Origin of the sequence: Bacillus solitudinis (assembly GCF_002797395.1) — a bacterium.
GTDB lineage: Bacteria > Bacillota > Bacilli > Bacillales > Bacillaceae_D > Halalkalibacter_A > Halalkalibacter_A solitudinis.
In genome coordinates, this window is record NZ_KZ454943.1 from 1,897,952 (window position 1) to 1,921,314 (window position 23,363).

Consider the following 23,363-nt stretch of genomic DNA (forward strand, 5'->3'; position numbering starts at 1 on the left):
ATTTTTAAAAAGGTAGCGTCATTTGTCATCAAGTATTTCAGGAAAAGTAAAAGCATCCGATGGTGTACTTGCAATTTACTTTAATGTAGTGGTTTTCTATGTAAATCTTTCTCTTGTAATAACCTAAAAGAGGGTGTCCAAGTTAATCGCTCGGACACCCTCTCGATTTGTCTTTAGAAAACCATTTAATAAGAAAAGGTAGTGTTAGAAACAAAACCAAGACTCGAAACATCTGTAAGGTCGCAACCATCGTTGGTTCAATGTTTAGTGAGGTTGCTGTAGAAGCCATCTCAGCCGCGCCTGCAGGGACAATACTTAAAAGACTCGTGAAAAACTCAGTAGGCGTAAGTAAGAAAAAGATACTTGCCAAACCAAAGCTCATTAGAAAATAGATAAGCAGGGTGATTAAGCTAACTAAGCCAATCTGTCTTAATTCACCGAAAGTGTTCCGGTCAAACCTCATCCCGATAATTGCACCCATTAGCCCTTGTGCTAGGCCAGTGACAAAGAACGGCATTTCTACTCCTGGTACGAGCCACTGATGTATGATACAGCCTAATCCAATGGCAAAAAATAAAGCTGAACCCGGAAACCGAAACTTTGCCCCTATGTAAAGAGTCAATAAAACAATGACCGCTAGCAAAAGAAGAGCGTAAAAATTTTGATTCAATTCATTTGATTTTTCAACGTCAACCATCGTGATCGGCCTCGGGACATGCATACCGACAATAAAAGGAATGAACAATACAAATAGAGTAATTCTCGTTGTATGGAAGGCGGCAACAATTCGTTGATCAGCTCCGTAGTCCTTGCTCATTCCAATCACCTCTGAAGCACCACCAGGTAGGCAACAAAAGAAGGCCGTATTATGATTTAGTCCCGAAAATCGTTTCAAAAACCGGCCAAGGAGCAAGCTCATCACTAATGTAATGAGTAAGGTTAGTAAAAATGGACCAAGCAATTGGTGATATGTCAAGAATTGCTCCGGCACAACCATAAAGCCAATGTTCCCACCAATTAGCGCTATGGAAACCTTAAAAAGGTAATTTGGAAAAGTAATTTTTTTCACAAAAATGGCGCTTATAATACCTGTTAGAAGTGCTCCTAACAACCAACCTGCAGGTACTTGTAGCCCCGCAAAAAGGGCGCCCACTCCTAGCGCTACACAAAGATAAAGGAGCTTTATCACGAGCAACACCCTTTCTGTTTGAAGAAGCAAACAAATAGATCGGCTATAACGAAGCCACTGAAAAAGGTAAAGACCAGAGGGCATTGAAATAGGAAACGCACCCTTTTTCAGTGCCTCCTCATAGCAGGGCTTTTTTTATTAAAGTAACGGCTGCGCTCATTGCTTAAAGGGCACTGAAAAAGGAAAAGCCGACCTTTTTCAGTACCCTCACTATAACCGCTCTATTTAAGCCTTCTTTGTTTTTTTATAGCTGCAAATAAATATGGTAATCCAAGAGATAGTACAGCAACGAGGAGTAAACTAAACGAAATCGGCTTATCAATGAACACAGACCAGTTTCCATTTGAAATTTGTAGTGCCCGTCTCATTGATTCTTCCATCATCGCTCCAAGAATTAAGGCAAGAATGAGTGGAGCTGCTGGGAAATCATAAAGCCTCATTAGCAACCCTATAACACCGAACGCTACCACCATTCCCAAATCAAATGTACTAAAGCTTAAACCATACACACCAATCATACAAAACACGACGATGAGTGAAAGCAATATTGCTCTTGGTAAGTTTAATATTTTCGAGATATATGGAATAAGTGGTAAATTTAAAACTAGTAGGAAGATATTCCCTATATACATACTTGCAATTACACCCCAAAATACATCAGGTCGCTGTTCAAGCATCATGGGACCAGGTGTGACTCCCATAACAAGTAAGGCACCTAGTAATACAGCCGTTGTTCCAGAGCCAGGCACCCCTAGAATGAGTAAAGGTACAAAGGAACCACCACATGCAGCGTTATTTGCTGATTCTGGAGCAGCCACCCCTTTAATATTTCCTTTTCCAAAAGTATCTCCATCTTTCGCAAGTCGCTTCTCCATCGTATACCCTAGAAACGAGCCAACCGTGGCTCCTGCTCCCGGAAGAACGCCTGTTAAGAAACCGAGGACAGAGCTTCGTCCGATTGGAGCTGAAATCTCTTTCACTTCTTTCTTTGATAACTTTAAGGAGCCAAGTTTGCTTTGCTTTGCAGCATCTTTTCCTCGTAATAGCATCACGAATACTTCCGCTAACGCAAATACCCCTAGAGCAATAATTAAGAAGTCGATTCCCCCTAATAGCTTTACTTCTCCAAATGTAAACCGTGGTGTCCCCGTTTGAAGATCGATCCCAACTATTGATATCATCACGCCAAATACAGCTGCAATTAAGCCTTTGACAAGAGATTTATCTGATAAACTGACAACTGCGGTTAGCCCTAAGACCATCAGAGCAAAGTATTCAGCAGGACCAAAGCTAACAGCTACCTTTGAAAGCAAAGGAGCGATTAACATTAAACCAATCACACTTATTGTCCCTCCAATAAATGAGGCATAAGCAGCAATCGCCAAAGCTTTCCCGGCTTGACCTTTCCTTGCCATAGGATAACCATCAAAGGAGGTAGCAACCGTTCCTGCTACACCTGGTGCATTTAATAATATCGATGACGTAGATCCTCCAAATATGGCCCCGTAATACACACCTGCCATTAAAATGAGACCTGATGCCGGAACCATCCCATACGTAATTGGAATCATTAAAGCAAGCGCACTTATCGGACCTAACCCAGGAAGCATCCCAATGATTGTACCTGCTAACACCCCAATGAAAACGAAAAATAAATTCTCCCACTGAAGGGCAACTTCAAATCCGTAGAGTAAATTTTGTAAAGCTCCCATCTATCTCACCTCCTTAGAATGGCAGTAAACCTGTTGGAAGGTAAACTCCTAGTCCCTTTGTCATAATTAAGTAAAAGCCCAAGCTTACACTGACTGTCACAATGCCATTGATAACATAACGTCGATACCCATAATAAAAGGTTAAAAAATACAGCATCCAAATCGTACTTAAGACGAAACCAAGATGCTCAAACAATGCGATATAAACAATTAGCGTAACGATCGTAGTAATTACTTGCATTTTTGGGTGTTTCCATCCCGTCTCTTCGCTCTCTTTCTTAGGTACCTCTTCCTTTTCAGCTAAATCAGCCTCTTCTTCTAAAACCTCTACAGCTGGATTCTCTTTTTTTTCAAAGAACAATAGTATTGAAAGAACTGCCATCATTCCTCCAAGTACTTTAGGAAATAAATCTGAATCCACTGGTCGTGGAATTGCAAAGGTTGGAATTTGAAACGCCACGATGAGATAAAAAACTGAAAAAAGAAACAGTATTATAGCAATTTTTTTGTTAATATGCCACGCTTTCATCCTCATCCACCTCCTGATTCTGTAGATATAAAAAGGGAGGTGGCCTTTACGGGACCACCCCATCCCTTTTATTGGCTAACTAAGCCGATATCCTCTAAAATTGTTTCAAATTGTTCAAATTGCTCATCTAGAAATACTCCAAATTCTTCGCTGTTTTGGTAAGCATTAATCCATCCTAACTGCTCACTAATTTCATTCCATGTTTCCGTTTCAACCATTTCTTTGTACATGTCTTCGTAGAAACGAACCGCTTCTTCAGGCATGTCCTTTGGTCCCATAATTCCGCGCCATATATCGAATGTGTAATCAATGTCTTGCTCGATGTATGTTTGGACATCCGGCAGCACTGCTAATGGTTCAGAAGATGATACTGCTAAGGCACGAAGTTCACCTGACTCAATTTGTCCTTGCGCTTCCCCAACGCCAGTTGTTACCGCATCAACATGACCACCTAATAGGTTTGTCATCGCTTCTCCTCCGCCAGAGAATGGAATATAGTTCAATGTTTTGGCATCAATTCCTGCTTCTACTGCCGCTCCCGCAATGGCAACATGATCCATACTTCCAGCAGCTGAACCACCACCAACACTAATCTCAGTGCCCCGTTCCTTAATGTCAGTAAATAAGTCATTAATTGTCTCATAAGGTGAATCATTTTTCACAAGCACCACTGAGTAATCTGTGTTAAGTCTAGCAATCGGTGTAAAATCTGTATGGTTATACTGAGATGCGCCAGTTAATGGAACAAGAATAATTGGAGGGCTTGCTGCAAATAATTTGTGTGGATTTCCAGCATCTCCAACTATCTCTGCCCATGCTACTGCGCCGCCACTACCTGGTATATTAACTGCAGCAAAGTTTTGAGGAGCCAAGTTCTCTTCTGCTATCGTTCTCGAAGACTGACGAATTAAGGTATCCCAGCCTCCACCTGGATTGGCTGGTGCAATATATTCAACTGGCTTCGTTGGTTCCCATGACGCGACTTCTTCCGTCTTACCGTTTGATGTATCTCCGGTCGGTCCTTTAACAGCGGACTCATTTGATCCACAGGCAGTTAATACTAATGTTGTAGATAAGGCCATCGTTACAACGATACTTTTAAACCGCTTACATATCTTCATAGAAACATCCCCCTTTATCTTTATACGCTTACTTTAACGCTAAAAAAGATAGAGAGGAATATTAGTTACATAAGCTTTAATTAATTCAATCTGCTCATTTTGTTCATATTGTTCACAGAAGAAAATAGCGACGTTCAGGGCGCCCAACGTCACCATATTTCATTTCTGCTTTAATAAAACCCGTTGAAATGAGATATTCTAGATAACGTCTTACTGTTGAACGACTAGCACCAATTTGCTTAGCTCCTTCCACTGCCGTTACGCCATTAGCCTTATTTTTTTCTAAAACTAAAATGACTTTATCAAGCGTATATCGATCGATTCCTTTAGGAAACTCATTCTGCTCAGCAACCTCTTTTTTTTGCGGTAAAAAGCCTTCTCGCAATTGGTCGATATCATCTTGAGTAAACTCTTGCTGTTTCGCCAATAATTGCTGTTTTTGTTTATAGCGGTCGAGGCTGCTATGAACTCGAGTTTGTTCAAGAGGTTTTATCATATAATCAAAGATTCCAGCTCTCATCGCTTCTTGAACGGTTTCTACTTCCTTTGCAGCCGTTAACATGATTATCTCAATCTCTTTATACTCCGTCCGAATCGTCCAGAGTAACTCTAGGCCATGAACGTCTGGAATATAAACATCTAGTAAAAGGATATCCGGTTTCTTGTTATCTTCTTTTAAGAAGGCTAGTGCTTCGGCACCTGTTTTGCAAATGCCAAGAACAGAAAAACCCTCCTTTTCTTCGATAAACCGACGATTAATTTCAGCAACACGGAAATCATCTTCCACTATTAACACATCGTAATTCATCTCCTCACACCTCCGTTTAAATCATTGGCTTTTGGAATAGTCACAACGAAACAAGCACCACCGCTTTCGCCGTCCTCAAGAAAAATCGTTCCTCCTACTTCCTCAGCAGCCTTTTTTACAAGATGTAATCCAAATCCACGGTGATAGCCATCTTTACTAGAAAATCCTTTTTTAAAGACTTCTTTTTCTTTTTTAGGGTCAATCCCAGGACCATTATCTTCTATTTCGATTAATAATTCATTTCCTAAATCCGTAAAAGCTAAATAGATAGCAGGACTTTCTTGGTTGCTCTCTACTAACGCTTCAAATGCGTTCTCTAAGATGTTTCCTAAAATCGTGACAAGAGCTTCTTGCTGCTTTTGTGTAAGCTCTGTCAATAATGAACTGTCTTCACTAATCGTTAAATCAAGACCCATTTCATGTGCCCGGTTCATCTTTCCAAGTAAAATAGCACTAACCATCGGGTCCTTTACTCGTTGAATTAAAAATTGAATGGACTCCTGATGCGTTTCATGTTCTTTATTAATGAACTCAATGGCTTCTTTTATTTCATTTAACTGTAGCAAGCCTGAAATCGTATTTAATTTATTTGAAAACTCATGCGTTTGCGAGCGTAAAGCATCTGCGTAACTTTGGGTTTGAGATAACTCTTCAGTTAGTGCTTTTATTTCCTTCCTACTTCGAAAGGTTGAGACGGCACCAACGACCCGATTCTCGAGGAAAATCGGAATCCGATTGACAATCGCTAAATCGTCCCCAATCCATAGCTCTTGATTAAACTGGCTAACCCCTGTTTCTAGAACTTCTGGTAGTCTAGTATTTGGAATGAGAGCTACTACCGGACTACCGATAATATCACCTTTTACTAGATGAGGCTCCATAAACTTTTTTGCTGCCTGGTTAAACATGACGACCATTCCTTCTTGGTTTACGGCTATAATTCCTTCATGAATTGACTCAAGGATTGCCCCGCGCTCTTTAAACATTCTACCGATTTCTTCAGGCTCTAAGCCGTGAATATCTTTCTTAAGCTGATAAGAAATTAAATAAGCAGCTAGAAGTCCAATCGCAATCATTGCCACGATAAACATCCAGAAACCTAATTGATAATCATCAATAATCGTATTGATGTGGTCAACGAGAAATCCAACAGAAACCACACCTATAATTTCACCTTGCTGATTGTAGATTGGGACCTTTCCACGAATCGAGGGGCCTAACGAGCCAATTGCCTCTGATACGTAAGCTTGGCCATCATTTAAAGCCGCTTCATTATCTCCCCCTACCATCGTTTTACCAATACGACCAGGGAGTGGATGAGAATAACGAATCCCTTCTCGGTTGCCGACCACGATAAATTCAGCACCAACCTCTTTACGAATTCGCTCAACAATCGGTTGAATTGTTAATTCAGGATGTTCCTCAGCAAATGCTTGTTGCACCTCAGGAATCAAAGAAACAGCTTGAGCTACACTTAACGCCCTCATCCCTATTTCATCCTCTAGTGTTGACGCATGTCTCTCATTAAGCAAAAGACCGAGCAAGCTTAGCATAACGGTCGTTAGCAATCCAATCAGAACAATAATTTTCACTAAAAAAGGGAGACGAACCTTTCCATTTAACATCTTGTCTCACTCCTCCCAGTTTAGATTTGGTCATTGGCTCTCGGCAGTTCCCAGTTAATAGGGAACTCGCCATTTTCCTTTAAAATCCTATTCACTCTTGAAAACGGACCACTCCCAAAAAACCCACGGTTCGCCGAGAAGGGACTTGGGTGCGGAGCCTTTAGCAAGTAATGGTTGCCTGTTATAAGATCTACTTTTGCTTGAGCATGCCGGCCCCATAAAAGGAAGATTACCGGTTGCTTTCTCTCATTTAATACTTCAATCACTTTATCTGTAAATTGCTCCCAGCCCTTTCCTTTATGAGAGGCAGCTTCCCCCGCTCTTACTGTTAAAACTGTATTTAACATAAGGACACCTTGCTTAGCCCATGGAACTAGAGACCCGTGACTAGGAATCTCACAACCTATGTCGTTTTTTAATTCCTTAAATATATTCTTTAGTGATGGAGGCACCCTCACTCCTGGCTTGACCGAGAAACTTAAACCGTGAGCTTGTCCCGGGCCATGATAAGGATCCTGCCCGATAATGACAACCTTCGTTTGTTGATACGATGTATATTGTAACGCATTAAATATCTGATCCATTGGCGGATAAACCGTAGCTGTTGCATACTCCTGTTTCAAAAAATGGTGCAAATCTTGATAATAAGGCTTTTCAAATTCTTCTTTCAAATAATCGTTCCAATCATTTCCTAATATCATCATTAACACCCTCCCCACTTTTGTTTTATCTAGTTTACCATGAACAGTTAACGAGATTAGAACTTCAAACAAACCTGTACAAAATTACCTGTACTGCAACAAAAAGACCTAAAATGAACCACCTCTTTATTATTAATAACAAAGAGCTGTCTCATTTTAGGTCTTGCCCGCTTCATCAAACCACTATCAAGATGGTTATACGAACTAAAAAATAAGATGTGCGATAAGTACAACAACTGGTAACGTAATTAAAGTTCTCTCAATAAAGATAATCACAAGGTCTAAAAAGGAAACAGGAATTTTCGACCCTAAAAGTAAACCACCAATTTCAGACATATAGATTAACTGGGTAACAGATACACAGGCAATGACAAAACGTGTAAAATCACTTTCAATTCCACTACCTAAAATGGCTGGAAGGAACATATCTGCAAAACCAACAACCATCGTTTGTGCTGCAGCCGCTGCTTCCGGAACTTGCATCAATGTGAGAAGGGGGACAAACGGAGCCCCCAAAATAGAAAACAAAGGTGTAGTCTCAGCAAGAATGACAGCAATTGTCCCTAGCGCCATTACAATCGGAATGACTCCTAACCACATATCGAGAACGTTTTTGGCGCCACCCTTAAGATTAACCATAAAGCTATTATTCGTATTCGCTCGCTTAAGAGCTAGATGAAGTCCCGATTTAAAAGAAGCACTTTCTGTTAATGCTTCGTATTGTGCTGAACGCGCTTCGCCAGAGATGTACGTATCCTTTTTACGAGATAACGGTGGAATCCGCGGACAGATAACTGCTGCAATAAAACCAGCTATAACAATCGTTGCATAATATTGCACAAATAAATGTTGAAGATTCATTTGTTCTAATACAACAATACTGAACGTAATGGAGACAACTGAAAACGTCGTCCCAATAACAGCTGCTTCTCGTTTTGTATAAAGTCCATCTTCATATTGCTTATTCGTTAACAAGACACCTACTGTCCCGTCCCCCATCCATGAAGCGGCACAGTCTATAGACGAACGACCTGGCAAGCGAAATAAAGGTCGCATCACTCTGTTTAGAAGTGTTCCAAATAACTCCATTAATCCAAAGTTCATTAACAACGGTAGAAAGAACCCCGCAAATAGAAAAACGGAGAACAAAACAGGCAGTAACACATATAAGAGAAACCCACCTGTATCATCTGACCATACAGCTTCTGGTCCAATTTGGAAAAGAGTCATTACAGCCAAGACGACACCAATAACTCGGACAATAACCCAAAATGGATGAACAACAAACAACGATTTCCAAAACTCTTGCCCCATTATCCAACGAGGTTTTAATAAGGTAAGGGCAACTGTTAAAACTGCAGCAATGAGTAAAATTGCTGTTAAAATGTTTGGTAATGTATCTCCAAAAATATCCTGAACAATTCCAGCCAAAAAGGCTACCGGAATAGTAATTCCACCGTCACTAACTAGAGGGGTCATAAACAAAAAGATCCCAATAATGGACGGGATAATAAAAGCTAAATAATGCTTTAATGAATATTGCTCAGCTTTTGAATTTGTTTTTTCTATACTCATCTTACCCCTCTTTTCTAAAAATGTGTTTTTCCATTATCGTTTAATACGCCTTAATCATTATACATGATTATGAATATTTTTGCATAAGAAATTATTTTATAATAGTTTCCAGGTGTTGATAGCGGTTCCACATGACTACCATACTTCTAAAGCTTCGTAATTGTTAATTCCCTGCATATTCTCTCCTTCTTTATATTACAAATAGCACACTCTAAAGTTGATAGGTTCTCGCTTAGGTGTGCTATATTTTTATAGCTTAAATTTATTTACTTCTGATCGAAGCTCACTTGCTAGCTGACTCATCATTTCTGAGGACATTGCGATCTCCTCCATCGCGGCTAACTGCTCTTCTGTACTCGCGGTCACGTCTTGAGAGTGCTCGGCATTCTGAATGGAGAACGCCTCCATCTCCGTCAGTGACTCGCTTAATTGAACGGTGTTCATCGCTATGTTTTGCGTTGCATCTGAGACACTTAACATTTCCTGTATTACCTGTCCAATCGAGCCAGATATACTTGAGAACGATTGCCCCACCTCGTGAATGACCCTTATTCCAACCTCAACTTCCTCTGATCCCCGGTTCATCTCTTCTACTACTTTCTCAGTATCAGTTTGAATCGCTCCAATCATAACAGAGATTTTCTCGGCGGATACTTTGGATTCTTCTGCTAGCTTCCGAACTTCGTCTGCTACAACCGCAAAGCCTTTTCCATGTTCTCCCGCCCTCGCTGCTTCAATCGCAGCATTTAATGCGAGTAAGTTCGTCTGCTCTGATAATGAAGTTATGATGCTTAAAATATTGCCGATTTCTTTGGAACGTTCGCCTAGCTGACCTACCAACTCTGAGGATTGACTGACGGTTTGATGTATTGTTCCAATCTGTCCAACAGCACGTGTGATAGCACCTTCCCCGTCCCGAGCCTGTTTCGATGCTTCGTCTGCTTTATCACTTGCACTTGCTGTAGCAATTGTAATCGTCTCTACACCAACGTACACTTGCTTTGCCGCAACTGAACTTTCCTTCGCTTGAATGACAGTCCCCTCCGATGTATTGGACACACCTTGAATCGTCACGGCAATCTGATTGGTAGCTGCAGATGTTTCTTCAGAGCTAGCAGAGAGCCGTTCCGCTGTTTCTGCAACTTGATTGGTCATTGATGCTGTTTTCCCGATTAAACTTTTCAAACTCTCACGCATCTCATTAAAGGCTTGGGTAAGTTGACCCACCTCATCCTTGGTTTTCACTGGAATTGTAGATCCCGTCAAATCCCCAGCAGCAATCCTCTGGACTGGTGCGACCAATCGCCTCAAAGGCCGTAGCATACTTGAGGACATGAAAACAGCAACAAGAATACTTAAAACCACAGCTCCCCCAGAAATAATTAAGGTCGTCGCTTGTAATGCGTTGCCAGATTGCTGCATTTGAGTTAGTGTCTGTGTAATCTCCTGGCGGTCTTCATCGCCTGTTGTGCGGAAGATACTCATCATTTGACGCGCGTTTTTTGTAGCTTTGCCTAGTAAAATAAGTTTTGCTTCATCCAAATTTCCATTATCAAACTCTGGAAACACCTCTTCCATTATAACGCTTGTCCATTCTGCATTTACTTTAACAATATGAAGCACAGCTTGATTTGTTGTATTTTCTTCAATCCAAGCTCCTAATTCCAAACTTTCCTTGGTTAACTTTTCAAACTCTAATTTATAATTACTATCCCCTATTAACACATATCCCCTTGCTAAGGCTAAGCGTTCAGCTACATTAAAGGCCATTCTCTCTGTTGCAAGTAACATTGGAATGCTTTCTTCCTGTAAACCATCAATTGCATTGTTACTTTTCTCGGCATTCATAATCGTGTTCAGTGAAAGCCCAATGATTAGTAAAACAATGAAGGAAAACCCAATACAAATTTTAGTCCGCAAACCCATCTAACTCTCCCCTTTATGGTTGTTTCTTCTTATTGCCTCCGTTAAAAAAGGCAAGACCCTCTTTCTCTATGGCCTCTCCAACCCTTCGATAGGTTAATTCCTTCGTTGACTTCAAATGAAGATGTGCTTGTTTCATCGCTTCATGTTCTCCAATTCCAATCGAAAACATGCTTGTCTGCAAAATCCCAGATAAGCCAGCTTCTCCATCTTCAATTGCAATACATTCAGATTCTTTCATGCCCAGCTTTTGTGCTGCTGTTTGAAATATTTCTGGATCTGGCTTTCCTCGTTCTAGTCTAGATACATCGACAACATGACCAAATCGTTCTAATATCCCAAGTTGCTGAAGTACCAATGTCGCATTTCGACTTGCCGAAGCAACGGCCATCGCTATTTGTCGACTGTATAAGTCTTCGATGAATGTATGAATACCTGGTAGGATATCTGCATTCGTTAATGTCTTAATAATGTCTTGATACTCCCGATTTCTCTGTTCACTGAGATTATTAATCTCCAAACGAGAGAGTTGCTTTCCAGATGTTTCAACAAGTTTTCGTAACGTATCTTGTCGACTAAGACCTTGTAATTTTTGATTTTCTTCCTCTGTTAATTGAAAACCTAGCCTCTCAGCTATTCGTTTATTAATCTTGTATTGAATCGGAACTGTATTTGAAATGACCCCATCCATATCAAAGATAACCGCTTTTATGTATGACACAGTAATCCCCCTCTTACCTATCAACATTTCTTCTATTTATATTAACTAAGTATAATATATAACCTGAGAAGAAACGACTAGTAAATTCTTAGGGGCAAAATCTAACCCCACCTAAAAGTCCTTCATGTATTTTTAGCTCTTATCTAATTGTCTTCGTTTAATATTCTGTTTAGCTCTTAGACTTTATGGCAAAAATGAATAAAGATTGAAACACATTTTCCTCAACAATTCTTAAGGGGTTATAAGATGAACCGTATTTCAAACATCCAGTTATTTTTGCTGATCATTTCTTTTGAAGTAGGCAGTACTACCCTGTTTGCTTTAGGTATAGGTGCGGAACAAAATGCATGGATTGTTATCATCATAGCTTTTCTAATCGGGCTAGGTTTGTTATGGGTTTATACTCAATTTCCTAGGTACTTTCCGCATCAGAACTTTGCCAAGATTTTAGATGAGATTTTAGGTAAAAAGCTTTCAAAACCGTTGCTACTTCTTTTTGGTTTGTATTTTTATAGTCAGGCGAGTCACAACTTTTATGAATTTGGTGTTCTAATTAATATGACTGCACTGCCAAGTACCCCTCTCGCTGTTATTTTATTACTGTTTATCTTTGTGACAATCTATATTCTCATTTTAGGTTTTGAAGTTTTTGCACGAACAGCGGAAATATTAATGCCTTATTTTCTGCTTTTTTTAAGTGTTCTTTATCTTGTGACTCTGTTTACAGGAGAAGTTGATATTAACTCCTTACAGCCTATATTAGGAGAGGGGATCGGGCTTGTACTAAAAGAGTTACCTACAGTTATAGCCTTTCCATTTGGGGAGATGGTTGTTTTCTTGATGTTTTTCCACCTTATACAGGACCATAAGCTTATTCGAAAGACGGCCTTTTGGGGTTTGAGTGTTTCAGGCTTACTTCTTCTGATTTCGTTACTTTTCATGATTGCTGTTTTAGGTCCTGAACTAGCATCGAAATCTGAGGTTCCCTTTTTAGAAATGGTTTTGACGATAAATATAGCTGAGATTATTACAAACCTCGATAGTCTTGCCGTCTTCCTTATGTTTATAGGTGGCTTTTATAAAACAGCTTTACATTTATTTGGATTTAGTTTAGCAATTACTTGGGTATTTAACAAACAGAATCCTAAATGGGTCATTATTATTTTTGGATTACTCTTACCTTTCTACTCACTGCAACGTTTCCCAGGTTTAGATTATCAAAGATGGCTTGGGATTGAGAATGGCATTTATAGTATTTTATTGTTTTCGTTCCTGCCTGTATTATTGTTACTAATATGGGTTGTTAAGGAAAAGAAGAAATCTCCCCCAGTGAAAGGAGAATGAATATGGCAATGATTAAATTACTCATAAAAGAAGATATTCTCCTAGCTATTCTTTTTCTAGGGGGGGGGCTATTCTTTGTCATCCTTCTTGTATTCCTTTTTTATCATACGCTTTCATTACTATGGAAGCGATAGTCTTATTGTTTCGGTTGGAAAGGTCCTTTCATTAAACCAGTACTCGTTATATTAACAGTTACATCTACAGTGTAGGGGACATTCGAAAATGTTCCGGCCCAATCATCCTTCACTTTATTCCAAACAGTTGGATGATCTCGATTTAATACCTGACCAAAACCAAAAACATCAGACTTAAACTCACTTTGGGCTTTATCTATGACCAACTTTATATCCTGTTCAATTACCTTTTTAGTTTGTTCTTCTACTTGCTTTAAGTACTCAATGAGTGCCTTCCTAGTTTTAAGCTCTCCCGTTGCTTGCTGTTCCGTAATTCTTGCTTCTTGCTCAACTTTAATCGTAAAAGAAATCTCTTCTCCATTTACTTCAGATTTGATTTGCGAAGTTACCTCTTTTAAAAGAATTGTTATAAACTTATCTTTCTCAAATAAGGAGGGAAGTGATAGAGCACCTCTAAAGACGGGCCCTTCTCCTCTGACCCAATTATATCCCCTTGTTTCAACCTCATTAATAAAACCTACTAATTTATCTTCTTTAAATACTGCTCCTCCGGAGAGTCTTACACTTTCAAAAGGCTCCGTTTTTATTTCTTCATAAATTAATACACCAATTACAGGATCAACCCCGTCTCCAAGTGTTTGCTTATAATAGTTTAAAACATTGATGCCCACTGTTGTATGTTCAGCATTATCAATTAGTCTTACTAAGTAATTAGCAGGAATACGTGAAATGTTATTTCCCTTGGTTGCAATTACTTTCTTTGCCTCTGCGCCTTTTGCAATAACAATCCAGACATAACCCCTTACTTCTTTTCCCCTTTGAAAGGCATCAACAACTGGAAGTAGACCATCTCTAGCGACCTCTTCACTAATAATGATGACTTTATTATGTTCGAAAAAACCTTGACGTTCTATTGTTTGATTTGCATTTCTCATCACTTCATAAATCGTTTTTCCAGTGGTTGTAACCATTAAGTATGGTCTGTCCGGAGAGGGAGTTTGCGTACTTTCTGCTGCTGGTCGGAGGTATTGCGAAGTTAACATAAACTCTCCTGTATCCGGATCCTTATCAATCGCCATGCCTGCAACAATCCCAATTTCAGTTAGCTCTTGCCGGTCCCAACAACCAGCTAGCAACAATAAGCAAACAATTACTAAACATATTTTCAATTTTGACCCTCCCCTTCATTCTTACTAGGTTGAGGTTTGTTGTCTCCACCTTGCCTTTGTGATTTTTTCCAGGTAATGGACTGTGGTCTAAATTTAAGCAGCCATAGTGGTACACGGATAAGGGCATCCTTCCATTCGCCAAAAAAGATAGGACCCACTGGCGCTAAATAAGGTGTACCAAAGGAACGCAAAGAACAAATATGGCCTAATAATATCAACGTCCCCATTAATATCCCATAGAAGCCAAAAGCCGCTGATAAAATAAGTAGGAAAAACCTAGCCAAAATAATGGCATCATTTAAAGCAGTCACGACAAACCCAGTGATTGCTGTAAGAGCAACGACGATAACCATCGGGGCACTGACTAAACCCGCTGTAACAGCAGCCTCCCCAACAACGAGCGCCCCTACAATACTAATTGCTGAACCAACTGGTCGCGGCATACGAACCCCTGCTTCTCTCAGTAATTCAAACATAATGATTAAGAGCATTGCTTCGATAAAGGCAGGGAACGGGACTTTTTCTTCAGCCGCTGCCATCGTTATTAGCAGAAGCGATGGTACCATTTCGTGGTGGAAGGACGCAATTGAAACAAATATGGCTGGCGTTCCCACAGTTAAAAACAATGCTAATACACGGAACAGTCTTATAAGTGAAACTAAATAGGGGCGTGAGTAATAATCTTCTGTAACCTGCAAGGTTTCAATAAATACATGGGGTATCGTTAACACAAAGGGGGTTCCATCACAAAAGATGGCCACCCTGCCCTCTAGTATTTTCCCGGCAATTTTATCTGGCTTTTCACTGTTGGCAATCGTCGGGAAAATCGAATATGGATGGTCCTCTATAAATTGTTCAATATATCCAGACTCTAAAATCATATCAGTATCAATTTTATTTAATCGTTTTTTCACTTCTGCAATAATTTTCGGATTAGCAATTCCCTCTATATACCCGATTTGAACTTTTGTTTTTGTTTGCTTTCCAATTCTCATTTTTTCAAATATTAATTTTGGATTATTAATTTTTCTACGAATTAAAGACGTATTTACTTTTAGAACTTCATTAAACCCTTCTCTTGGTCCTCTTACGCTTGACTCAGTCTCCGGTTGTTCTACGCTTCTTGACTCAAACCCCTGAGTACCAACAAGAAGAGCTGATTCATAATTGTTTATAAAAATGACAGTTTCTCCTAGTAAAATGCCATCAACGACTTCATCCATTGATTTTACTTCTTTTACATTTGGTGAGCTAACTATTCGCTTTTTTATAATCGTCAGCTTATCTTCTCCTATATTGTCTTTTTGCCCATTAACAAAATTGGGTTCCATGAGCGGTTTGATTAGATGGAAATTGATAATATCCTCATTGACTAGCCCCTCTAGATAACAAATAAAAATGTTAAAAGAGGTTTGAAAATATGCCTCAAATTCTCTAAATTTAAAATCATCACTCTTTCCAAGAATATTTTTTATTTGATCGATATTATTTTTTAAACTTTTATCTATATCACCATAATGCTGAGTTTCTTTCTTCTCTTTGAGGGAGGATGTTCTATCAGATTGTATTTTTTTATAAAAGTTAAATTTATTTCTCATCTTTAATCCCCCTTTCAATCAAGTTTATCCCCCTTATTATTCGCCTAAATATGAAAAAAATACAAAAAACCTTAGTCACTGTGGCTAAGGTTTTTTCTATTAATCGTATAAAAAAAACCAAAATGCCAATGGCACTTTGGTCTCTTTAAATCAATTTTTTAGAATTTTGCTTGGTATGCGTCGATTTCCCAGCCTGTTACAGCAATACGGAAGTCATCACACTCATTACGCTTTAGTGCAAGGTATTCACTAAATGTGTGCTCCCCTAATGTTTGACGACCGATTGATCCTTCTTCAAATTTCGTAAGAGCTGCCTCTAAGCTAGTTGGAAGGTTTTCAATTCCACGTGCATCAAGCTCAGCCTTTGACATATGGAAAATGTCGGCATCAACTGAAGGTACTGGAGTTGCTCCGCGATCAACACCATCAAGACCAGCAGAAGCAATGACTGCAAAGGCTAGGTATGGATTTGCTGCCGGATCTGGGCAACGAATTTCAACACGAGTCCCCGCACCACGAGTTGCTGGAATGCGGATAAGCGCCGAACGATTTGATGCAGACCATGCGATATAGCAAGGTGCTTCATAGCCAGGAACCAAACGCTTATAAGAGTTAACTAGTGGATTCGTTACTGCAACGAAGTCCTTTACATTATCCATTAGTCCTGCAATGAATTGATAAGCCGTCTCAGAAAGACCGATATCACCATTTGCATCATAGAACACATTCTCTTGTCTTTCATCATTGAATAATGAAATGTTTACGTGCATTCCACTACCATTTTCACCAGCAAGTGGTTTTGGCATGAATGTCGCATGTAAACCATATTGTTTTGCAATTGTTTTTACAACCCATTTGTATGTTGTTGCAGCATCAGCAGAACCTAGAGCGTCTGCATACTTAAAGTTAATTTCATGTTGACCAACTGCTACCTCATGGTGAGATGCTTCAATTGTGAAGCCCATCATTTTTAATGCTTTGTAAATAGCAAGACGTACTTTTTCACCGTCATCTTTTGGAGATGGCTCGAAATATCCACCTACGTCCTGGGTACGTTGCGTCGGTAACCCATACTCGTCTGTTTCAAATAGGAAGAACTCAAGCTCAGGCCCTACGCTGATTGAATAACCGTTGTCCTTTGCACGTTTAACTGTCTTTTTTAAGACATTACGTGGATCTCCATCAAAATCTGAACCATCAGGTTTTTTTACACTACATAGGAAACGAGCCTCAGAATAACCATCTTCTTCAGTCCAAGGTAAAACAGCAAATGTCGAAAGGTCTGGATCTAAATACAAGTCTGATTGATTAATAGGTGTGAAACCTGCAATTGATGAACCATCAAACATAACTCTTCCTTCAACAGCTTGATCGATTTGAGCAGCTGTAATAGTAACATGCTTTAACATTCCCTCGATATCGACAAATTGCATATGTAAAAGCTCTACGCTTTTCGCCTCAATAGTTTCCTTGATCTCTTGGATTAAACTTTCTCTAGTTGGTACTGATACAGTTGACATTCTTATCTACACTTCCTTTTCATGTAATTAATTATGACGTGTTTTCGTTACCTTTTACTTTAAAAGTCTATGAAATATTTCGCAACAGTTATGTGAGATTATCTAACAAGGTTTTTTGTTTTTTTTTAGGCAAAAATTCGAATATTTTTCTTGTAATTACTATATACCCTTCAATTACACATCGTAAACTTGGTGATTGGCGGTAATATTTGTTAGAAAAAAAAACACTCTCAAGGATAGAGAGTGTTTTTAGAATTGTCATTTTAAGCTCTTTTTGATGATTGTGGTGCTTTTTTCTTTCCACTGAAATGGAAAGGTCGGCGTTCATCACTACGACCACCACTCCGACGATCCGAACGCTCACGACGTTGACGGTAAGGCTTACCGCCTCCACCTCCGCCTTCTGAACGGCGCTTTTTCGCACGTAATGGCGCTTCATCTGTTAACTTTACAGATGTTGCATCAGGCTCTTTTGTTAATAGCTTTAACGCTGCAGCAAGTGCTGTTGTTGCGTCTGTTTCTTGCAATAAGTCTTTCGCAGCCTCAAGGTATCCATCATTCTTGCCACTAGCAATTACAGAACGTAATTGCTCCAAGGCTAGGTTCTGTTGGCCTTCAATCGCTTGTTCAAATGTCGGAATTGGATGCTTTGTCATCTTTTTCTTTGACACTTGCTCAATCGTTTTTACATGGTCACGTTCTCTAGGTGTTGCAAACGTAACAGCAACCCCGGATTTTCCAGCACGACCTGTACGACCAATACGGTGAACGTAGCTTTCAGGATCTTGTGGCAAGTCAAAGTTATAAACATGAGAGACACCACTAATATCTAGGCCACGAGCAGCAACATCTGTAGCAACTAGTACATCAATAAGACCTGTTTTAAATTTACGTAACACACTATCACGTTTAGCTTGATTTAAATCTCCATGAATTCCTTCTGCACGGTATCCACGCTTAATGAGCGCTTCTGACAACTCATCAACGCGACGCTTCGTACGACCAAAGACGATAGATAGCTCTGGTGTATGGATGTCTAGGAGACGACATAGTACATCAAACTTTTCACGCTCATGAAGCTCAATGTATTGCTGTTCGATATTCTCCATCGTAACCTCTTTAGATTTAACTGCAATTACTTGAGGATTTTTCATAAATGTTTGAGCAAGCTTTTCAATTCGCTTCGGCATCGTTGCAGAAAATAGAAGTGTTTGACGTTCTTTAGGAATTTCCTTTAAAATCGTCTCTATGTCTTCAATAAAGCCCATATTTAACATTTCATCTGCTTCGTCAAGTACAACCATTTCGACTTGATTTAAACGAATGGTTTTACGGCGCATATGATCCATTAAACGTCCTGGTGTAGCAATAATAAGATGTGGCTTTTTCTTTAAGTCACGAATTTGACGACGCATGTCTTGGCCGCCATAGACAACAACTGTGCGTACACCTTTAAAACGACCCATTTGAGTTACTGCTTCCGCAACTTGATTTGCAAGTTCTCTTGTTGGAGCAAGTACGAGTCCTTGAATATAATCCTCGTCTGTGTTAATACGCTCGATTAACGGAATCCCAAAAGCTCCTGTTTTCCCTGTTCCTGTTTGCGCTTGACCAATAACATCTTTTCCTTCTAATGCTGTTGGAATTGTTGCATTTTGAATTGGCGTTGCCTCATCAAAACCCATTTTCGTTACTGCTTTAACCACTTCTTGATTCAAACCAAATTCATAAAATGTTGCCAAATTTGTAATCCCCTTTTTTTTCGAATTGTTCTAGCGCCTTATGAGCCGCGACACGAAGATGTCAAAATTCAAGGAGAGTTACTCTTTGAATTCCCTTTAGCATTTAAAGGAGTTCCTTAGCACGAATTTCCATTAAGTCTTTTAGGAAGTTGCCTGCTTGGATTTCCTTTAAATGATTTAAGGAGTCGCTCGTTGGCTATTCCTTAATTCTTCTAAGGAGTTTAATCGTTGGATTCATAAATCATTGAGTGTTTTCACTCATCAGATTTCTTGACTTCCAATGAAGAACTTTTCTTTTCTCTAAACCCAAACCTGTTCTCCTTGAAAAACAGCCAAAGCTAGACATCTTATCTATAAGTTTTCCTTAATCGTTCAGAAAAACACATTAAAAAACCATATTCCACAACAAGGAATATGGTCGGCATCCTTATGCTATGTGTCGCATATTCCTTAATCAGGTCAGCGCTAAAATTTGCTTTTTAAGCTAAAGCTAATCTTACCACGTTTGTATAGAAAAGGCAATATAAATATAAAATAGCAGTTCTAAAAATGGTAGACCCTTGCTTCATATGGAGCTAGTTCATAAATCATGTCACTATTAGTATTAGCATTGGCCAAAATTAGGCTACCTCGATTGTCCAAATCAGGATAATCAAATGTGATACTTTCCGCAAACATGTTTACAATAATGAGGTACGTATCGGAATTTAATGTTCTAGTATACGCATAGATATACGGATTATCCTCAAGAACTATATTATAAACTCCATACATAAGTGTGTCGGATGACTTTCTTAATTGGATCATCGATTTATAATAATGAAGAATCGACGTGGGGTCTTGTTCTTGTTCTTTAACGTTAATTTCTCGGTAGTTTGGATTAACACCCATCCATGTTTTTATTGCGCTCGAAAAACCTGCATTTATTGTATTATCCCATTGCATCGGTGTCCGTGAATTATCGCGCCCCTGCTCCCAAATCAGAGTCATTATTTCTTCATGGCAACGTCCTCGTTCTATTTCTATCCGATAATAATTTTTCATACTGACATCATCGTATTCATTGATTGTAGAAAATTGTACGTTCGTCATGCCAATTTCCTGACCTTGATATATAAACGGTGTACCTTGCATAAAAAAGAACATTGTTGCGAGAGCTTTTGCACTTTCCTTCCAATACTCTTTATCATTACCCCACGTTGACACACTGCGAGGCTGGTCATGATTTTCTAGAAACAGGGCGTTCCAACCTCGTCCCTCTAACCCTTTTTGCCACTTTGTCAAAGTGTGCTTTAGTTTTAGAAGATTAAGCTCCCCATCTGTTTCCTTCCCCCATAGTCCAAGATGTTCAAATTGAAAAATCATGTTAAATGCTCCCTGCTCTTCACTTACCCAATGATCCGATTGCTCGACACTTACGCCGTTCGCTTCACCGACTGTCATTACATTATAATTATCAAAGGTCTCAGTCTTCATTTCCTGTAAAAATTCATGTATGCCTTCTTGGTTCATATGTCCAGCAAATGAAGGGACGACCTCTAGCCTTTGTGGATTTGGTAAATCAGGAAGGCCTGGAAGCTTTTTTATATGAGAAATCGCATCAACACGAAACCCATCCACTCCTTTAGCCATCCACCAATTCATCATTTCGTACAAAGCGTAACGAACCTCTTTATTTTCCCAATTTAAATCTGGCTGCTTTGTTGAAAAAATATGCATATAGAATTGCTTTGTTTTTTCATCGAATTCCCACGCAGGACCGCTAAAAATAGATTCCCAATTATTTGGAGTGCTTCCATCCTCTTTGGGCTCTCGCCAAATATACCAATCACGTTTGGGACTATCCTTAGAGGTACGTGATTCAATAAACCAAGGATGTTCATCTGAAGTATGGTTAATAACAAGGTCGATAATAAGCTTCATCCCTAGGCGGTGAACCTCATTAAGCAGGCGGTCGAAATCTGACATCGTCCCAAAGTCTTCCATGATATCTTGGTAATCGCTTATATCATAGCCGTTATCATCATTTGGGGACTTATACATCGGACAGATCCAAATAACATCAATTCCTAGATTATTTATATAAGAAAGCTTTTCGATAATTCCCTGAAGATCACCAATACCATCACCATTGGTATCCTTGAAACTACGTGGATATATTTGATAGGCAACCGCTTCTTTCCACCAATGTCTTTCCATATGAACCCCCCCTCGATCCTACTTCCATTATTATACACAAAAGTTAAGCTTATGCCTCGTCACCATCCTTTCTTGATTCTCACCAACATATACATAATTTCTTTTTATTAGGGAATAGTATGTCCAAGTACATAAACATTTGGAGGGATTTTATATGACTGAGCTAAATTCAAATCAAACTGATGCTCCAGAGTCTTATTGGCTTACTTCAACGACTCTTCCAACTTTCCCTGCTTTACAACAAGACCTTGATGTTGATGTTCTAATTGTTGGGGCAGGAATAACAGGAATCACAACGGCTTATTTGCTAAAAGATTCTGGGTTACGGATTGCCATTGTTGAAGCGACATCAATTGCAAATGGGACAACCGGTCATACAACAGCGAAAATAACCGCACAGCATGGTGTTATTTATGATGAATTGCTCCAACACTTTGGAAGAGAAAAAACGAGCCAATATTATCAGGCTACAGATGAAGCCATTCAACTCATTCGGAACATTGTTAAAGAAGAAAACATCCAATGTGAATTAATAAATGAGGATCATTACCTTTATACGACGAATAATCGTGGTCTTACTAAATTAAAAAAAGAACAGAAGGCTTATGAAGAAGTCGGTATTCCGAGTGAATGGGTCGAGGAAGTTCCGTTTGAAATGGACATTAAAGCTGCTATCAAAATGCCTAACCAATCTCAATTTCACCCTTTACGATACATAGCTCATTTAGTACAAGAACTAACGAATAAAAATATTCAAATTTATGAGCATACTGTATCCACGGATATAGACGCTGGTGACATTCAAACGGTTAGCACTCGAAATGGAGCCAAAGTTCGTACAAAATATGTTGTTTCCGCGTCTCATTTTCCTTTTCATGATTTACCTGGTCTTTACTTTTCACGCATGTATGCAGACCGGTCTTACATTGTCGCAGTAAAAACGGAGAAGTTTCCTGGTGGAATGTATATAAATGCGGACCAACCATCGCGTTCCCTTCGTTATACGATGGTTGATGGAGAAAAACTTGTGCTAATTAGTGGAGAGGAGCACAAAACAGGGCAAGGAATGGATACATTAAATCACTACGAGGCACTTGAGGATTTCGGTCGCGAGCTCTTTGGGGAGATCGATGTCCGTTACCATTGGTCTGCACAAGATTTAGTAACGCTAGATAAAATCCCTTATATCGGTGAATTATCAAAAAGTCACAAAAATACATTTGTCGCAACAGGTTTTCGTAAATGGGGAATGACAAATTCGACGGTTGCCGCTCGTTTAATTTCAGATAAAATTCTAGGTCAGGTCAATCCGTACGAGGAATTATTCAGTCCCTCTCGTTTTATTGCGGATCCGAGCATTAAACAGTTCATTTCTTATAATGCAGATGTAACGAAACATCTATTGAGGGGGAAATTCGAAAATGGGGATCGCCTTCCTGAGGAATTAGAGAATGATGAAGGCGGTGTGGTTACAGTTGACGGGAAGCGAGCAGGTGCCTATAAAGACCCTAAAGGAAAATTGCACATCGTCGATACGACTTGTACCCATATGGGCTGTGAGGTAAGTTGGAATCATGGCGAAAGAACCTGGGATTGTCCTTGCCATGGATCGCGCTTTTCATACGACGGAGAAGTAATTGAGGGCCCAGCACAGAAGTCGTTAACCCCTTTACAGGAAAAATCCACCGAAAAGTAATAAAACCCACCGTGCTTAATTAGGCACGATGGGTTTTCTCATGTATGATAAGAGCAT

The 23,363-nt window shown here is 39.4% G+C and carries 18 protein-coding genes and 1 pseudogene; 3 read left to right on the plus strand and 16 right to left on the minus strand.

Annotation, left to right across the window (positions count from 1 at the left end; all coding sequences use genetic code 11):
* Positions 1-142: 142 nt before the first annotated feature.
* The 11 genes and pseudogenes from CEF19_RS09000 to pgmB all read right to left on the minus strand — a co-directional run bounded on the left by CEF19_RS09000 (position 143) and on the right by pgmB (position 11,904).
* Entirely contained in the window at positions 143-1,189 is a 1,047-nt protein-coding gene (locus CEF19_RS09000) for an AbrB family transcriptional regulator (protein ID WP_227521958.1), read from the minus strand.
* Positions 1,190-1,410: 221 nt separating this feature from the next.
* Entirely contained in the window at positions 1,411-2,901 is a 1,491-nt protein-coding gene (locus CEF19_RS09005) for a tripartite tricarboxylate transporter permease (RefSeq protein ID WP_100405787.1), read from the minus strand.
* Positions 2,902-2,914: 13 nt separating this feature from the next.
* Positions 2,915-3,430, minus strand: a complete 516-nt coding sequence (locus tag CEF19_RS09010) for a tripartite tricarboxylate transporter TctB family protein (protein WP_157800921.1) — start codon at positions 3,428-3,430, stop codon at positions 2,915-2,917.
* A gap of 68 nt (positions 3,431-3,498) precedes the next feature.
* The gene (locus CEF19_RS09015; RefSeq protein ID WP_198510264.1) at positions 3,499-4,551 is read right to left on the minus strand and encodes a tripartite tricarboxylate transporter substrate binding protein; all 1,053 of its coding nucleotides are present in this window, start codon (positions 4,549-4,551) and stop codon (positions 3,499-3,501) included.
* A gap of 112 nt (positions 4,552-4,663) precedes the next feature.
* Positions 4,664-5,359 (minus strand): response regulator, encoded by a 696-nt coding sequence (locus CEF19_RS09020; RefSeq protein WP_100405789.1) that lies wholly within the window; start codon positions 5,357-5,359, stop codon positions 4,664-4,666.
* Complete coding sequence (locus tag CEF19_RS09025) at positions 5,356-6,984, minus strand: ATP-binding protein (protein ID WP_100405790.1); 1,629 nt, start codon at positions 6,982-6,984, stop codon at positions 5,356-5,358. Before CEF19_RS09025 ends, CEF19_RS09020 begins: the two co-directional genes overlap by 4 nt.
* A 20-nt stretch (positions 6,985-7,004) precedes the next feature.
* A complete protein-coding gene (locus CEF19_RS09030; RefSeq protein ID WP_100405791.1) occupies positions 7,005-7,688 on the minus strand; it encodes a uracil-DNA glycosylase in 684 nt (227 codons plus the stop codon).
* Positions 7,689-7,889: 201 nt separating this feature from the next.
* A complete protein-coding gene (locus tag CEF19_RS09035) occupies positions 7,890-9,260 on the minus strand; it encodes a YjiH family protein (RefSeq protein ID WP_100405792.1) in 1,371 nt (456 codons plus the stop codon).
* Positions 9,261-9,509: 249 nt separating this feature from the next.
* Complete coding sequence (locus CEF19_RS24235; protein WP_406565385.1) at positions 9,510-10,457, minus strand: methyl-accepting chemotaxis protein; 948 nt, start codon at positions 10,455-10,457, stop codon at positions 9,510-9,512.
* Positions 10,452-11,186: pseudogene (locus CEF19_RS24240) on the minus strand (HAMP domain-containing protein); the annotation flags it as partial. The gene CEF19_RS24235 and the pseudogene CEF19_RS24240, both read right to left, overlap by 6 nt.
* Positions 11,187-11,199: 13 nt before the next feature.
* The gene (pgmB, locus tag CEF19_RS09045) at positions 11,200-11,904 is read right to left on the minus strand and encodes a beta-phosphoglucomutase (RefSeq protein WP_157800922.1); all 705 of its coding nucleotides are present in this window, start codon (positions 11,902-11,904) and stop codon (positions 11,200-11,202) included.
* A gap of 246 nt (positions 11,905-12,150) precedes the next feature.
* On the opposite strand from pgmB, the gene CEF19_RS09050 reads away from it, so the two are divergent.
* Together CEF19_RS09050 and CEF19_RS23960 are read left to right on the plus strand one after the other, a co-directional pair.
* Positions 12,151-13,248, plus strand: coding sequence for a GerAB/ArcD/ProY family transporter (locus CEF19_RS09050; protein ID WP_100405795.1), 1,098 nt, complete (start codon positions 12,151-12,153; stop codon positions 13,246-13,248).
* Positions 13,249-13,250: 2 nt separating this feature from the next.
* A complete protein-coding gene (locus tag CEF19_RS23960) occupies positions 13,251-13,382 on the plus strand; it encodes a hypothetical protein (protein ID WP_264755130.1) in 132 nt (43 codons plus the stop codon).
* 2 nt (positions 13,383-13,384) lie between these two features.
* On the opposite strand, the gene CEF19_RS09055 is transcribed toward CEF19_RS23960, so the two are convergent.
* From CEF19_RS09055 to CEF19_RS09075, 5 genes are all read right to left on the minus strand, one after another.
* Positions 13,385-14,551: a Ger(x)C family spore germination protein gene (locus CEF19_RS09055; protein WP_100405796.1), complete on the minus strand. Its 1,167-nt coding sequence runs from the start codon at positions 14,549-14,551 to the stop codon at positions 13,385-13,387.
* Positions 14,548-16,149, minus strand: coding sequence for a spore germination protein (locus CEF19_RS09060; protein WP_100405797.1), 1,602 nt, complete (start codon positions 16,147-16,149; stop codon positions 14,548-14,550). Before CEF19_RS09060 ends, CEF19_RS09055 begins: the two co-directional genes overlap by 4 nt.
* Before the next feature lie 158 nt (positions 16,150-16,307).
* Positions 16,308-17,669 carry a type I glutamate--ammonia ligase gene (glnA, locus tag CEF19_RS09065; RefSeq protein ID WP_100405798.1) on the minus strand — a complete coding sequence of 454 codons (1,362 nt, stop codon included), beginning with the start codon at positions 17,667-17,669 and terminating at the stop codon, positions 16,308-16,310.
* A gap of 263 nt (positions 17,670-17,932) precedes the next feature.
* The gene (locus CEF19_RS09070) at positions 17,933-19,411 is read right to left on the minus strand and encodes a degradosome RNA helicase CshA (RefSeq protein WP_100405799.1); all 1,479 of its coding nucleotides are present in this window, start codon (positions 19,409-19,411) and stop codon (positions 17,933-17,935) included.
* 543 nt (positions 19,412-19,954) lie between these two features.
* Complete coding sequence (locus CEF19_RS09075; protein ID WP_100405800.1) at positions 19,955-21,610, minus strand: glycoside hydrolase family 13 protein; 1,656 nt, start codon at positions 21,608-21,610, stop codon at positions 19,955-19,957.
* A 154-nt stretch (positions 21,611-21,764) separates the two neighbouring features.
* Between CEF19_RS09075 and CEF19_RS09080 the strand changes: the two genes are divergently transcribed.
* Positions 21,765-23,306, plus strand: coding sequence for an FAD-dependent oxidoreductase (locus CEF19_RS09080; RefSeq protein ID WP_100405801.1), 1,542 nt, complete (start codon positions 21,765-21,767; stop codon positions 23,304-23,306).
* The last annotated feature ends 57 nt before the right edge of the window (positions 23,307-23,363 follow it).